The sequence below is a fragment of the Streptomyces sp. CA189 genome, from assembly GCF_056428985.1.
Genome location: NZ_JBWJVM010000047.1, coordinates 26,625 through 41,146 on the forward strand (window position 1 = coordinate 26,625; position 14,522 = coordinate 41,146).

Consider the following 14,522-nt stretch of genomic DNA (forward strand, 5'->3'; position numbering starts at 1 on the left):
TGCGACCTGCACATTCTTGGATTGTCAGTGGCCTTGGTTAAGTTGACCGCGTGACGACAGCGCAGATGGCCGAGGATGCCGGGCACGCCCGGTACACCTATCGACTTCGCGTGTCGGCCACTGCCTGCGGCGCTCTGGAGGCGGAGTGGGCGCGGTGCCGGTGGATCTGGAACGAGTCCGTGGCCCGGTCCAAGAAGGCCCACGCCGAGGACGAGAAGTGCGGTCCGGCCCGACTCGACAAGATGTTGACCTTGGCCCGCACGGCGAACACGTGGCTGCGTGAGGGCAGCAGCGTTCCGCAGCAGCAGCTCATCCGGGACTTCGGAAAGTCCCGCGCCAAGGCGCTCAAGGACATCAAGGCACGGCTGCCGCTGCGCCAGAGGGCCGGGATGCCGAGGTACAAAAAGAAGAACCAGGCCGGCCCGAGTCTGAATTACACGCAGCGCGGATTCCGGTTGAAGGACGGGTGTCTGCACCTGGCGGGCGGCATCGCCGTGACGGTCGTGTGGTCGCGGAACCTGCCCAAGTCTCCGTCCTCGGTACGGATCTACCGCGACACCCTCGGCCATTGGTACGCATCTTTCGTCGTCGCCGCCGAGGTGCAGCGGCTTCCGGAAACGAGTGCGGTGATCGGGATCGACTGGGGCGTGAAGGAGACCGCGACCACCACCAGCGACGCCCACGACCTCCCGCACCCCGAGCACGGGCGGAAGGCCGCCGCCGGGCTCGCCCACTACCAACGGATGATGGCCCGCCGGAAACCGGCGAAGGGCAAGCCCAGTTCGAGGGGCTACCGGGCGGCGAAGAGGCTGACGGCGAAGCTCCACAAAAAGGTGGCCCGGCAACGCCAGGACACCGCCCGCAAGTGGGCCAAGACTGTGGTTCGAGACCATGACGCCCTCGCGGTCGAGGACTTCCGACCGAACTTCCTCGCCAAGTCCACCTTGGCCCGCAAAGCCGCCGACGCAGCGATCTCCGCCACCAAGACGGCGCTGATCGAGATGGGCCGCAAGCACGGGCGCATCGTGCACCTTGTCCACCCCGCGCACACCACCATGGACTGCGCACAGTGCGGAGCGAGAACCAAGCACGCGCTACCCCTCTCGATGCGAACGTATACGTGCACCGCCTGCGGAGCCGTCTCCCCCAGAGACAAGAACTCCGCACGCGTCATGCTCGTCCGGGCTGGTCTCAACCCGGCTGGTGCTGATCTCGTAAGACCTGCGCGCCCGCCGGGCCGCGGGCGAAGTGAGCCAGGAATCCCCGCCCGTTAGGGCGGGGAGGACTCAATTCGCGTTCACTCCCTCGGCCGCCGGGTCGACGTGGAACGCGCAGCCGATCTGGGCGCCGCGCAGCATGCTCACGATGCCCACGGCCGTGTCGGTGACGCCGCGGGCCAGGGTGCCGGCGTAGCGTCCGTCGACCATCAGCGTCCCGTAGGCGACGGCCATGTCCTCGCAGGTCTCGCCGTCCTCGGAGAGGAACCGCTCGGTGGTCGGCAGCAGGCGGTGCTGGAGGACGTACGGGCCGTCGACGGCCTGGCGCAGCTTGGCGACCCATTCCTTCTGGTCGGTGGTCCAGCCGGGGGTGACGCCGACGCCGCCGTAGAGCAGGGTGGGCTTGAGGACCAGGTGGTCCTTGTTGGCGATGGCGTAGGGCAGCAGGTCGATCTTCTCGCCGCCGAAGGTGACCTTCTCGTCGCGGACGAAGCGGGTCCAGGGCAGGATCCGGTCGATCAGCTCGCGCTCGGCCTCGGTGAAGACGGCGCGGTTGCGCTCGTCGCTGAGCATCGCGAGGCTGCCCTTGTTGCCGTACAGCTCGCAGTCGAGCGGGGCGAACAGTTCGACCGTGCCGGCCTCGACGGCGTCGAGCAGCGGGTTGACGAGGTCGTAGGTGCGGGGCTCGTCGGGCATTTCCCCGGGCAGGAACATCCGGTAGACCACGTCGACCTTGCGGCCCTCGTGGAGGACGTTTCCGTTCTCGTAGGCGAAGTCGCCCAGGTGGCAGACGACGGTCTCGAAGCCGAGGCGCTCGAAGGCCGGTACGACGAACTCCATCCAGCACTTGGACTTCTCGAAGCCCTCGGGCCAGTCGGTGATCGCCAGCAGCGGCCGCTCGATGCCTTCGAGGGAGGGTGCCTGGCGGCGCAGCACCTCGGTGATGCGGGCCAGCGGGTCGGGGTAGACCAGGCCCTCGGCGGCCGCGAACTCGGCGAAATCGGCGTCCTGGATCAGGGCGCGGGCGAACTCGCCCATCTGCCAGCCGCCCAGCGAGGAGCCGGTGTTGAGCTCCATGACGCGGAAGCCGCCGGTCTCGCGGTACAGGTCGGCGCGGGAGAGCGGGGCGAGCTCGTCCACGGAGCCGCGCAGGACCAGGTCGGCCTGGGTGGGGGACATCCCGACGGCGGTGGCGAAGGCGCGCAGGTCGCCGCCGAAGAGCCGGGCGGGCACCGCCTTGAGCAGGTCGAAGAGGCCGTTCAGGTCGTTCTCCAGGCCCGCCACGTCGGCCTCGCTGAGGAAGACGGGGCGGTTGAGCCCCTCGCCGCCGCCGGCTCCGTAGCGGAACCACTCCACGCCGCGGACGCCGGAGACGGTCTGGCGGCGTGCGGTGCGCTCGTGGTCGAAGAAGCGGCGGGTCACGGCGTTCTCGACGCGGGCGCCGAGCCGGTGCGCGGCGACTCCGGAGACCTCCGTACGGGAGAGCGCCTCGGCGCGGTCCAGGGCGCGGCGGGTGCCGGCCGGGGTCTCGCTGACCGCGACGAGGGCGGCGGAGCGGGGGGTCAGGCCGCGGGGCGGGAGCAGCAGCTCGTCGCCGGGCTCCACCAGGGCGACGGCCTCGGCCAGGTCTTGGACGTCCTCGGGGCTGGGCAGGACGACGCGGTCGACGGCGCCGTCGTAGGCGGGGTAGAGGAAGCGGACCTCGGCGCTGAGGGCGCGGGTCGGGGTGATGTCCGGGGTCTCCTCGAAGGCGATCCGGGCGGCGGCCAGCGGCAGGTCCACGCCGGTGGCGAGCTCGTTCAGGTGCGGGATGAGGTCGCCGCCGAGGCGGCCGTTGAGCTCGATCAGGCGGGGGCCGTCCGCGGAGACGCGCAGTTCGGTGTGGGTGACGCCGTAGTCGACTCCGGCGGCGCGGTGGGAGTCCTGGACGAGCTGGGTGACGGCCTCCGCCCACGGCTCGTGGCGCCAGTCGGTGACGAGGTGGCCGACCTCTTCGAAGTACGGGTGGGCGCCGAGGCGCTTGCGGGCCACGCAGACCGGGGTGGCGACGCCGTCCACGACGACGCTGTCCACGCTCAGTTCGGGGCCTTCGACGAACTCCTCGATGAGGACCGAGGCGGTGGTGCCGGCGCCGCGGAGCCGGCTGGTGGAGGCGAGCCGGAAGGCCCGGCGCAGGCCGTCGACGTCCCGGGCCATCATCACGCCGAAGCTGCCGCCGAGGGTGCGGGGCTTGACGACGACGGGGAAGCCGATGGATTCGGCGGCGGCGACGGCCTCGTCCTCGGTGGTGGCCGGGACGTAGCGGACGGCGGCCATGCCGGCCGCTTCGAGGGCCTGGCGGGTGGCGTACTTGTCGCGGCAGATCTTGGCGGCCGCCGGGTCCATGGCCCGCATGCCGAGCTTCTTGGCCACCGAGGACACGGCGACGAGCGACCACTCGTCCCAGGTGACGATCGCGGCGTTGGCGACCTCGCCGCGCAGGTCGGCGACCGGGGCGTACAGCTTGGCGGCGTCCGTGGTGTCGGCGATCCGGTGGGTCTCCACGTAGCGGGCCTGCCAGGTGGGCGCCTCCGGCGCGACGAGCGTCACCTCGTAGTGCCGGGCGAGGGAGGCCAGGGCGTACTCCCGGTACTGCTGTATGCGGCTGCCCACGAGGATGACGCGGCGGGGTTCAGAGGTCATGACGACCACGGTGGATTCCTTTCCGGTACGGGGCGTGGAGCTGGTTCGCCCCGGAGAACAGGGGGTGCGAGGGGTGGTACGAGAGGTGCGGTGGGGGGTCAGCCCGCGTCGGCGGGCGGGGACCCGACCGGTACGCAGGTCAGCCGGAAGGAGTTCGCGGACTCGGTGATGGCCGCCTCGACCTCCCGGGTGGTGGCGCCGCGGAAGCGGAAGCGGGTCCCGACGTGCTCGTAGCCGCTGATCGCCGGGGCCGTGGCGCCGACCGGGGTGTGTTTGACGGCGTACGGGAGCCGGCCCGGCGCGGGTTCCCGTACCCAGCCGGCCGCTTCGACCCGGCAGGGGGCGGGGACCGGGAGCGGGAGCAGCAGGTAGCCGCCGACCTCGCCGGTCTTGAGCGGCGGCAGGACCGGGGTCAGGCCGAGCTGGATGTCCACGGCCGCGGCCATCAGGTCGATGCCGTGGACGTCGCGCCAGGTGAAGGGGATCTCCCCGCCGCCCACCCGGGCCCCGCACTCCAGGAAGACCAGCGCGGGTCCGCCGCCGGGCGCCGGGGTGACGAAGGCCTCCAGGTGGAAGACCCAGGGCTGGGAGCCGCCGAGGGCGGGTCCGACCGCGGTGGCGAAGGCCTCGACCGCGTCCAGCAGCGCGGGGTCGTCCTCCTCCACGGAGCCGAGCCAGGTGCCCTGGGTGAAGTCGGCGCAGGTGCCGCCCACGTAGCGGGAGACGGTCCAGCTGCCGAGCGAACCGCCTTCCCACAGGCCGTCGATGTGCAGGATCGGGCCGTCGACGTAGCTCTGCACGAGGTGCGGCTCGGCGGCCAGGGCGGCTTCCAGTCTTCTGTCCTGCCCGGTCAGCGCGGCCAGTTCGGCGGCCGAGTCGATCTGGACCACTCCCCGGCTGGCGGTGCCGCGGTGCGGTTTGACCACCAGCGGCCAGCCGTGTAACTCGCCGAAGGCGAGCACGGCGGCCACGTCGGGTGCGGGGGCGAAGGCGGGCACCGGCAGGCCGGCGGCCTCGGCCGTGCGGCACATGGTCAGCTTGTCGCGGAACACGGCCAGTTCGGCGGTGTGCTGGCCGGGGATCGCGAACTCCTCGCGGATCAGCGCGGCCATGTCCAGGTCCCCCTCGTTGAGGGCGATGAACCGCGCCGGGGCGCCGAAGCGGTCCACTAGCCCGGCGACGGCCGCGCGGACGGCGGGCAGGTCGTCGGTCAGCCCGACGGTGGTCACCGCGGCGGCGGCCTCCGGCAGCGAGGCACGGCCGAGCTCGGTGCTCACGTAGGTGACGTGGGCGGAGTCGTGGTCGAGGTAGTCGGCGTAGTGCGCGTGGGTGTCCCGCCAGCGGTGCAGGACGATGATGTGCGGCCGGTCGGCGCTCATGCCGTCTCGCCTCCCTCACCCGCGTCGGCGACGGCCGGGGAGGTGGCGGCCAGGGCGGCGGCGAGCCAGGGCAGGGCGGCCGTCGCCATCGTGCGGACCCCGACGGACAGCGCGGGTCCGGCGACCGGCGCGAAGGTGGAGGAGTGGTTCTGCGGGAGCTCGTCCAGCTTGCCGGCCGCGAAGGCCTCGCCGAAGGCCTGCGGGTCGAGGCCGCCGTAGAACCAGTACACGGAGGGGACTTGGGCGGTCGTGGCGAGGATCCCGAAGTCCTCGCTGGCGGTGGTCGGGCCCATCGTCATGACGGCTCCGGCCCCGAAGTGCTCGCGGTGGGCGTCGGCGACCCGCTCGGCGGCCGCCGTGTCGTTGACGGTCATCGGCAGGTGGTAGACGGCGGTGATCTCCGGGTCGGCGGTCGCCCCCGCGGCGGCCGATTCGGCGCGGGCGAGCCGCTCGATGGCCGCGAGGACCTTCTCGCGGACCGGCGCGGAGCTGGTGCGCACGTTGATGCCGAGCTCGGCCGTGTCGGGTATGACCGCGGCGGTGGTGCCGGCGTGCAGCTTGCCCACGGTGACCACCACCGGTTCCTGGGCGGCGATCTCGCGGGAGACGACCGTCTGGAGCCGCAGCACGAGCGAGGCCGCCATCACCACGGGGTCCACGGCCGCTTCGGGCTTGGAGCCGTGGCCGCCGCGCCCGAAGAGCGTGACGGTGATGGAGTCGGTGGCGCCCATGACCGTGCCCGGCAGGGTCGCGATGAGCCCGACGGGGCCGGGTCCCACGTGCGAGCCGAGGATCACGTCGGGGCGCGGGAAGCGCTCGAAGAGGCCGTCCTCGACCATCTCGCGGGCTCCGTAGCCGCTCTCCTCCCCCGGCTGGAAGACGGCGACGACGGTGCCGCTCCACGCCCCTCGGTTACGGGCGAACAGGGCGCAGGACCCGATCAGCGCGGCCACGTGCAGGTCGTGGCCGCAGGCGTGCATCACCGGGACCTCGGCGCCCGATTCGTCGGTGCCGGTCTCGGTGCTCGCGTAGGGCAGCCCGGTGGCCTCCTTGACGGGCAGCGCGTCCATGTCGGCGCGCAGCATGGCCACCGGTCCCTCGCCGTTGCGCAGGACGGCGACCACGCCGGTGCGGCCGACGCCGGTGGTGATCTCCCAGCCGCCCTGGGAGGTGAGCCGCTCGGCGACGAGGGCCGCCGTCCGCTTCTCCTGGAAGGCGAGTTCGGGGTGGGTGTGCAGTTCGCGGTAGTCGGCCTCCAGGGCCGGCATCAGCGCGTCAAGGCCTTCGAGCAGGGCATTCGTGTCGGTCATAGCGGTGACGTCCTTATCGGGCATGAGGGGTTACGGACGCGGGGTGTTCGCGCACACCCCAGGAGGCGGCCAGCGCCGCCGCGGCGGTCAGTGCGGGCCACCACGGCAGCCAGGCGTTGTGGCCGGCCGACCTCAGGAGTTCCGCGAGCATCGGGAACGTGCCGCCGAACAGGCTGATCGCGGCCGCGGTCGGCAGGCCGACGGCGACGGCGCGCACCGCCGGCGGGAAGAGCTGCCCCGTGAAGACGTTGCTCACCGCGAGCGGGAGGCCCAGGAGGAAGAGCAGGACCACGGTGACGACGGGGACGGGGACCCGTCCGGAGGTCATGGCCGCCAGCAGCGGGACGGTGCCCAGGGCGAGTCCGGCGAAGCCCAGGCGCAGCACGGGCAGGGCGCCGAACCGGTCGGCCGCCTTGCCGCCGCCGAGCATCGCCGCGAGCAACGCCACCATGCCGAGGAGCAGTGCGGCGGAGGTCTCCTCCTTGGTGGCGGCGCCGGCGCTGGCCGCGTAGGACGGGAAGTCGACGGTGACGAAGTAGAAGGCGGTGGTGGCACCGGAGGTGATGGCGAACACCACGGCGAGCCGCCCGAGATGGGCCCGCAGCACGGGCCAGGGGCTCGGCGCCTTGGCCTTCGGTGCCGGCTTCGGTGCCGCCTTCGGGGCCGCCTTCTCCCCGGCCGCCGTGCTGGCGTTGCCCGCCGTGTCGGCGGTGGCCGCCTTCCCCGCGGCGGCCGTGAAGACGGCGCTCTCCGCCGCCCCGCGCCGGATCCACAGGGCGGTCAGGCCGAGCAGTCCGCCGAAGGCGAAGCCGTAGCGCCAGGCGCCGTCCTCGACCCCGCTCTCCCCGAACACCCCGAGCAGGACGTTCATGACGATGAAGGAGAGCGCGCTGCCCAGCACCACGCCCCCGTAGGAGACCGCGCTGTAGAAGTAGCGGCGCCCGGCCGGCGCGGTCTCGGTGACGTACGCGGCCACGCTCGGGTTCTCCGCCCCGACCGACAGGCCCTGCACCAGCCGGGCCCCGACCACCAGGAGCGGAGCCGCCAGGCCGATGGAGGCGTAGCCCGGTATGACGGCCAGGAACAGGGAGCCCGCGGCGATCAGGCCGACGGTGAGGGTCAGTCCGTAGCGCCGGCCGCGGGTGTCCGTGAGGCGGCCGATGAGCACGCTGCCCAGCGGGCGGACCAGGAAGCCGAGGGCGAAGCCCAGGTAGGCGGCGATGAGTTTGGCGGTGGGCGAGGTGCCGGGGAACAGGGCCTCGGCGAAGTAGGGGGCGAGGATGCCGTAGATGGTCCAGTCGTAGGCCTCGACCACCGATCCGACGGTGGCGGCGGCCAGTTCCCTGCGGGGCCGCCGGGCCGGCGCGGCGGCGGTGGTGGCCGCCTCCGCCCCGGCCGCCGGGAGGCCGCCCCCCGCGTGACCGTCAGTCTTGGTGCTGGTCATCTGTCACTCCGTAGACCCTGATCAATGAGTTGTCCCGGCCGGGGAAGGGCACGGCGTGCAGCCGGACCCCGGTCGCCGGGAGGGCGTCCAGGCCGGTCAGTCCCGTGAGGGCGGGGAGGCCCGCGGCCGCGAGCGCCGCCGCCGCGGGCCCGTTGCCCTCGCGGCTGTCCGTGGCCACGAGGAGCGCGCCCTGCCCGGCGAGCAGCGCCACGGCGTCCTCGGTGAGGTACGGGCCGGCCGCGCGGCCGGTCTGCACGACGACGGCGTGCCCCGCGAGGTCGAAGGGCGCCAGTGCGAGCCGGTCGGCGACCGGCTGTCCGGCTCCGAGGAGCCGGACCAGGACCACGGGAAGGTCCACCAGGCCGGCCAGGCCCGGTGCGGCGCCGCCCGCGCCCGTCGGCCAGGCGGCCCGGGTCGCGGGGCCGGTCAGGTCCGTCGTGGTGCGGCCCGAGCCGGCGGAGCCGGGGTTCCCGGAGCCGGTGTTCCGGGAGCCCTTGTGGGGCTCCTGGAGCAGCTCCCGGCGGGTGATCTTCGTACTGCCGACCATCAGCAGTCCGAGGTGGCGGACGATCAGTTCGCCCAGTTCCCCGTCGGCGATGTCGTCGCCGGGGATGTCCAGGCGGAACCCCTGCATCTGCAGGGCGCCTCCGTTGCTGAAGACGACCTCCGCGTCGAAGTCGACCCGCCACTCACCGCTGTTGTTCGTTCCCGTGGCCATTTCTCTGTCCTTCTCTTCTTGGATCCGTCTCTTCTCGGATCCGTGCTCTGCCGTGCCGAGCCGGCTTCTCCGGCTCAGGCGCAGTCGATCAGAGCTTTCTCCAGCGCCGCCGCCATCTCGTGGATCTCCTCGCCGGTGATCACCAGGGGCGGGAGCAGCCGGAGCACGGCGCCGTGCCGGCCGCCGCTCTCCAGCAGCAGCCCGTGGTCCAGGCAGGCGCGCTTGATGCGCTTGGCCCGGGCCCCGTCGGCGGGTAGCGAACCGAGCCGGTCGGCCGGGCCCGCGGGGTCGACGATCTCGATGCCCCACATCAGGCCCCGGCCGCGGATCTGGCCGATCTCGGGGTGGCCGGCGGCCAGGCGGCCGAGCAAGGTGCCGATCAACTCTCCCTTGGCGGCGGCCTTTTCGATGAGCCCCTCGGACTCCGTGACCCGCATGGCGGCGAGTCCCGCGACCAGGGCGATCTGGTTGCCGCGGAAGGTGCCCGCGTGGGCTCCGGGCGCCCAGGCGTCGTACTTGCCGTGGTAGAGCAGCAGCGACAGCGGGAAGCCGCCGCCGGCCGCCTTGGACACCAGGACGGCGTCCGGCTCGATCCCGGACTCCTCGAAGGCCCACATGGTGCCGGTGCGTCCGAAGCCCGCCTGGATCTCGTCCAGGACCAGCGGGATGTCCAGCCGGGCGGTGATCTCCCGCAGCCCGCGCAGCCAGGCGGCCGGCGCCGGGATCACCCCGCCCTCGCCCTGCACCGCTTCGACGAAGACCGCGGCCGGTGTGGTGATGCCGCTCTCCGGGTCGGTGAGCAGCCGCTCGATGTAGGTCAGGCCGGCCTGGATGCCCGCCTCGCCGCCGATTCCGAAGGGGCAGCGGTAGTCGTAGGGATAGGGCAGGTGGTGGACGTCCGGCATGAGGGAGGGCACGGACTCCTTGGCGCCCAGGTTGCCGGTGAGCGCGAGGGCGCCGGCCGTCATGCCGTGGTACGCCCCGTGGAAGGAGATCACCGTCCGGCGGCCGGTGGCGATCTTGAACAGCTTGATGGCTGCTTCGGTGGCGTCGGTGCCCGCCGGTCCGCAGAACTGCGTCTTGAAGGTGTCCGCCATGGTGCCCGGCAGCCGCGCGTACAGCGCCCGGAGGTACTCGTACTTGGCCGGGGTGGTCAGGTCCAGTGCCTGCTGGACCTGACCGGAGGCGAGGTACTCCCCCACCGCGGCCAGTACGCCGGGGTGGTTGTGCCCCAGGGCGAGGGTGCCCGCCGCGGCGAGGCAGTCCAGGTACTCGCGGCCGTGCCCGTCGCGGATCCGTGCGCCGTGGCCTTCGGCGAGGAGCCTGCCGAAGGCGCTGGCGTAGGTCCGGGCGCCCGATTCGCGCGCCTCGACGAAGGTGTACATCTCGTCCGGCGTGAGGGTGGTCACGTCGTCACTCCTCTTCAATTCCTCAGGCGTGAGCGGGCGTCCGCGACCATGACCTGGCCGAGGGCGATCCCTCCGTCATTGGTCGGGACGAGCCGGTGGACATAGGTGTCGAAACCGTCGGCGGTCAGCCCGGTCAGACAGTTGAGCAGCAGGAACTCGTTGAGGAACACGCCTCCGGACAGGGCGACCTGGTTGACCCCGGTCTCCTCCCGCACGGCCTTGCAGCGCTCGCGCACCATCTCGACGACGGCCGTGTGGAACCGGCGGCTGATCCGGTCCACGGGCAGTCCGGCGGCGAGGTCGGCGGCCATGGCCCGGATCACGGGCCGCGGGTCCACCTCGGTCAGCCCGTCCGCCCCGTAGGCCCCGAAGCGGTACGAGGCCTGCGGCTCCGCGGTGGCGTCGCGGTCGAGCAGCCCCTCCAGCTCGATCGGGCCCTGGGCCTCGTACTCGGCCTTGGCGCAGACCCCGGCGAGGGCGGCGGCCCCGTCGAAGAGCCGGCCCATACTGGACGTGGGCGGGGAGTTGATCCCGCGGGCGGCCATCGTGGCGAAGACCTGGCGGCGCTGCTCGTCGAGGGCGGCGAGGGCGGGGAAGCCCGCCAGGGCCCGGTCCCCGTCCCCGTCGAAGGCGTCCAGGGCGAGCGCGTACCCGGTGCGGATGGGTTCGCGCACGGCCTGGTCCCCGCCGATCAGCGGCAGCCGGCGCATCCGGCCGACCCGGCGGTAGGCGGCGAAGTCCCCGAGGAGGAACTCCCCGCCCCAGACCGTGCCGTCCTCGCCGTAGCCGAAGCCGTCGAAGACCACGCCGAGGGTGGTGCCGCTCACGTGGTTCTCCGCCATGCAGGAGGCCATGTGGGCGTGGTGGTGCTGGACTTCCACCGTGGGGAGCGCCGGGCCCGTGCCGTCGTCGTCCAGGGCGGCCCGGGTGGAGCGGAACTGCGGGTGCATGTCGTGCGCCGTGATCTCCGGCTTGAGCGCGTACAGCTGCGCCAGGTGGCGGGCGGTGCGGTGGTGCGCGGCGAAGGTCTCGTCGTTCTTGAGGTCGCCGATGTGCTGGCTGAGGAAGACCTGGGAGCCGTTGGTGAGGGCCACGGTCGTCTTCAGTTCGGCGCCGAGGGCGACCACGGGGGCCACCTCGCGGCCGACGTCCACCGGGTACGGGGCGTAGCCGCGGGCCCGGCGGATGAACTGGAGCAGCGGCTCGTCGAGTTCGGGGTGGTCGGAGAGGCGGACCACCGAGTCGTCGACGCGGATCTCGATGTCGCGGTCGTGGTAGAGGATCACGTCCGCGATCTCGAAGAGCTGCTCCAGGGCCTCTTCGTTGCGGTAGGCGATGGGGTAGCCGGAGAGGTTGCCGCTGGTGGCGACGAGCGCTTCGAGGCCGGGCTCGTCCAGCAGCAGGTGGTGGTGGGGCGCCGAGGGCAGCATGATCCCCAGGTTGGGGTTGCGCGGGGCCACGGACTCCGGGAGGGAGCCCGTGCGCTTGCGGGCCAGCAGGATGGGCCGGGCCGGCGAGCGCAGGACGTCGATCTCCGCTTCGGAGAGCTCCACCAGGCCCTGCGCCGTGGTGAGGTCGCGGACCATCACCGCGAACGGCTTGGAGTCGCGGCGCTTGCGGCCGCGCAGCAGCGCCACGGCCTCGGCGTTGGTCGCGTCCACCACGAGGTGGAAGCCGCCGACGCTCTTCATGGCCGCGATCCCGCCGTCCGCGAGGACCCGGGCGGCCCGCAGGAGCGCCTCGTCCCCTTCGGCCGTGTTCCCCTCGCGGTCCTGGAGCAGCAGCCTGGGGCCGCAGTCCGGGCACGCGTTGGGCTGCGCGTGGTAGCGCCGGTCCATCGGGTCCTCGTACTCGGCCTTGCAGTCCGCGCACATGGTGAAGGTGGCCATGGTGGTCATCGGACGGTCGTACGGCAGGTCCTGGATGATGGAGTACCGGGGCCCGCAGTTGGTGCAGTTGATGAAGGGGTAGCGGTGCCGGCGGTCCTTCGGGTCGCGAAGTTCCGCCTGGCAGTCGCCACAGACGTGGGTGTCCGCCGGGAGCAGCGCGGACCGGGCTCCGGTGTGCTCGCTGTGCACGATGGTGAACGGGCCCGCGGGCACGGTGCCGCGGTCCAGTCCCCGGGTCGGCCGGACCTCGTCCACCCGGGCGAGTTCGGGGGCGCGGCCGCTGAGGCCCGCCGCGAACTCCTCCAGGGCGGCGACCGGTCCGGACGCCTCCACCAGCACGCCCTCGGGGTCGTTGCGAACCCAGCCGGAGAGGCCGAGTTCACGGGCCAGCTTGTAGACGAACGGCCGGTAGCCGACGCCCTGGACCACGCCGGTGACGCGGATGCGCCATTCCTCAACGGCGCCCGTGATCCCGTCGGGCCGCTCCGTGACGGTCTGCTGCTCGGTGCTGCTCATGGCGGTTTCCTCGGTCCCTTGTCTCAGCAGAGCCGGGGGAGTTCGGCGCCGAGGAGTTCCTCGAGCTGGGTCTCGCGGCCGTCCTTGTCGCGCAGCAGCACCAGCGCCTCGGTGTCCTCGGAGATCTCGCCGATGGTGACCGCGTGCTTGCCGTAGGGCAGGGAGCGCAGGGCGGCCAGTACGTCGGCCTCCGCCTCCGGGGCCACGAAGACCGCGAGGCAGCCCTCGTTGGCGCAGTGCAGCGGGTTGATGCCGAGCATGTCGGCGGCCATCGCGGTCTCGTGCTGGATGGGCAGGTCGTCCTGGGCGACGCGGATGGTGCGGCCGAGCTTGTGGGCGTACTCGTGGAGCACGGCGGTCAGGCCGCCGCGGGTGACGTCGCGCATGGAGCGGACCGCGCCGGCCTCCACGGTCGACAGGACCGTGTCGACCAGGCCGCCCAGCGGCGCGCAGTCGCTGTCCACGCGCTGTTCGAAGCCGAGGCCCTCGCGGATGGAGAGCAGGTGCACCGTGTGGTTGCCGATGGGGCCGCTGAGGATGACCTTGTCGCCGGGGCGCACGTCGGTCATGGTGAGCGGCTCGCGCTCGAAGACCCCGACGCCCGCGGTGTTCAGGTAGATCTGGTCGGCCTCGCCCTTGCGGACGACTTTGGTGTCCCCGCCGACGATCTGTACGCCGGCCTCGCGGGCGGTGTCGCGGATCGACTCCAGGACCTGGACCAGCTTGGGGATGGGGAGCCCGGTCTCCAGGATCATCCCGAGGGTGAGGTACTTGGGCCGGGCGCCGGCCACGGCCAGGTCGTTGACGGTGCCGCAGACCGCGATCTTCCCGATGTCCCCGTTGCCGAAGAACGGCGGGTCGATCACGAAGGAGTCGGTGGTCATCGCGATGCGGTCGCCCTCGATCTTGAGGACCGCACTGTCCTCCATGATGCCGACGTACACGTCGCCGAGGGTCGCCGCGATCAGCTGGACCAGGTCCTGGCTCAGCTTCGCGCCGGTTCCGTGGTCGAGGACGATGAATTCGGTGGGATCCACGCTCGTGGTCATTCCTGTTCCTTTCTGGAACGGGGAGGTGTGGGGAGGGGCGTGGTCACGGGGTCTTGATGTTCTTGCGGGGCAGCCCGCCCTCGGCGTCGAGGACCTTGATGACCTCGGCGGAGTCGCTCACCGTGGCGCAGTAGCCCTCCAGCCAGTCCAGGGCGCGCTGCTTGTCGTCCAGGCGGGCCGAGACGACGCAGTCGGACGGGACCCAGATGTTGTAGCCGCGGAAGAACGCGTCGGCGGCGGTGGTCTGGACGCATATCTGCGTCTGCATGCCGGTGATCAGCACGGTGTCCACGCCGAGGGCCTGGAGGCGCTCGTGCAGGTCGGTCTCGTAGAAGCCCGAGTCCTTGCTCTTCTCCATGACGACGTCCTCGGGGGCCAGGAAGGCCTCGATGATGTCGGCGCCGTGGGTGCCGCGCTGCACCGGGAGGTGGCCGTCGTAGCGCTCGGCGTTCGGGTCGTCCGGGTCGTTGACGAGCTGCAGGTGGAAGATGTGGTGGCCGCGGCTGCGCATCTCGTCGAGGAAGCCGGTGAAGTGGGGGGTCGCGGCCTCGACGGCGGCGACGCGCTCCGGGTTCTTCTCTACCAGCTCGTACTGGAGGTCGTTGGTCAGGACGGCGATCTTGGACATGGCTGTGCCCTTCGGTGGAGTGGTGTGGTCCCGGAGCCCGGCCGGCGCACGTCGACGTGCGCCCCGGCGGGCGGTGGGTGAGCTGAGAGCGGTGCGTGGGGCGAGAGGGTGCGCACCGGCATGTCGGGCGCGCCCGGGGCCGGTGTACGGCGTGCTCGGTGCGGCGTCCTCGGTGCGGCGTCCTCGGTGCGCGGGGGCCTGCGCGGCCGGTTCGGGCGGCGCGGCGGTCGGGAGGGGCGCGGATGCGGGTGCGCGGGACGTACGTCAGGCGTGGTGCGCGT

At 72.3% G+C, this 14,522-nt stretch carries 10 protein-coding genes; 1 reads left to right on the top strand and 9 read right to left on the bottom strand.

What is annotated here, in order from left to right:
• Positions 1-65: 65 nt before the first annotated feature.
• Positions 66-1,274, top strand: a complete 1,209-nt coding sequence (locus tag AC061S_RS28795) for an RNA-guided endonuclease InsQ/TnpB family protein (protein WP_478688831.1) — start codon at positions 66-68, stop codon at positions 1,272-1,274.
• 12 nt (positions 1,275-1,286) lie between these two features.
• Here the strand turns inward: AC061S_RS28795 and AC061S_RS28800 are convergent, their stop codons facing one another.
• The 9 genes from AC061S_RS28800 to AC061S_RS28840 form a co-directional block, all read right to left on the bottom strand.
• Entirely contained in the window at positions 1,287-3,899 is a 2,613-nt protein-coding gene (locus AC061S_RS28800) for an ATP-grasp domain-containing protein (RefSeq protein WP_478688803.1), read from the bottom strand.
• A 98-nt stretch (positions 3,900-3,997) separates the two neighbouring features.
• Positions 3,998-5,278 (bottom strand): ATP-grasp domain-containing protein, encoded by a 1,281-nt coding sequence (locus AC061S_RS28805; protein ID WP_478688804.1) that lies wholly within the window; start codon positions 5,276-5,278, stop codon positions 3,998-4,000.
• Positions 5,275-6,588 carry an amidohydrolase gene (locus AC061S_RS28810; protein WP_478688805.1) on the bottom strand — a complete coding sequence of 438 codons (1,314 nt, stop codon included), beginning with the start codon at positions 6,586-6,588 and terminating at the stop codon, positions 5,275-5,277. Before AC061S_RS28810 ends, AC061S_RS28805 begins: the two co-directional genes overlap by 4 nt.
• Positions 6,589-6,601: 13 nt before the next feature.
• On the bottom strand, positions 6,602-8,032 hold the full coding sequence (locus AC061S_RS28815) for an MFS transporter (protein WP_478688806.1): 1,431 nt from the start codon (positions 8,030-8,032) through the stop codon (positions 6,602-6,604).
• Positions 8,013-8,750 (bottom strand): hypothetical protein, encoded by a 738-nt coding sequence (locus tag AC061S_RS28820; protein WP_478688807.1) that lies wholly within the window; start codon positions 8,748-8,750, stop codon positions 8,013-8,015. The genes AC061S_RS28815 and AC061S_RS28820 overlap by 20 nt, the downstream gene beginning before the upstream one ends.
• Before the next feature lie 74 nt (positions 8,751-8,824).
• Positions 8,825-10,159, bottom strand: a complete 1,335-nt coding sequence (locus AC061S_RS28825; RefSeq protein WP_478688808.1) for a diaminobutyrate--2-oxoglutarate transaminase family protein — start codon at positions 10,157-10,159, stop codon at positions 8,825-8,827.
• A gap of 14 nt (positions 10,160-10,173) precedes the next feature.
• Entirely contained in the window at positions 10,174-12,564 is a 2,391-nt protein-coding gene (hypF, locus tag AC061S_RS28830; RefSeq protein WP_478688809.1) for a carbamoyltransferase HypF, read from the bottom strand.
• A 23-nt stretch (positions 12,565-12,587) separates the two neighbouring features.
• Positions 12,588-13,613 (bottom strand): hydrogenase expression/formation protein HypE, encoded by a 1,026-nt coding sequence (hypE, locus tag AC061S_RS28835; protein ID WP_478688810.1) that lies wholly within the window; start codon positions 13,611-13,613, stop codon positions 12,588-12,590.
• Positions 13,614-13,656: 43 nt separating this feature from the next.
• Positions 13,657-14,241, bottom strand: coding sequence for a cysteine hydrolase family protein (locus tag AC061S_RS28840; RefSeq protein WP_266908656.1), 585 nt, complete (start codon positions 14,239-14,241; stop codon positions 13,657-13,659).
• Positions 14,242-14,522 lie beyond the last annotated feature (281 nt).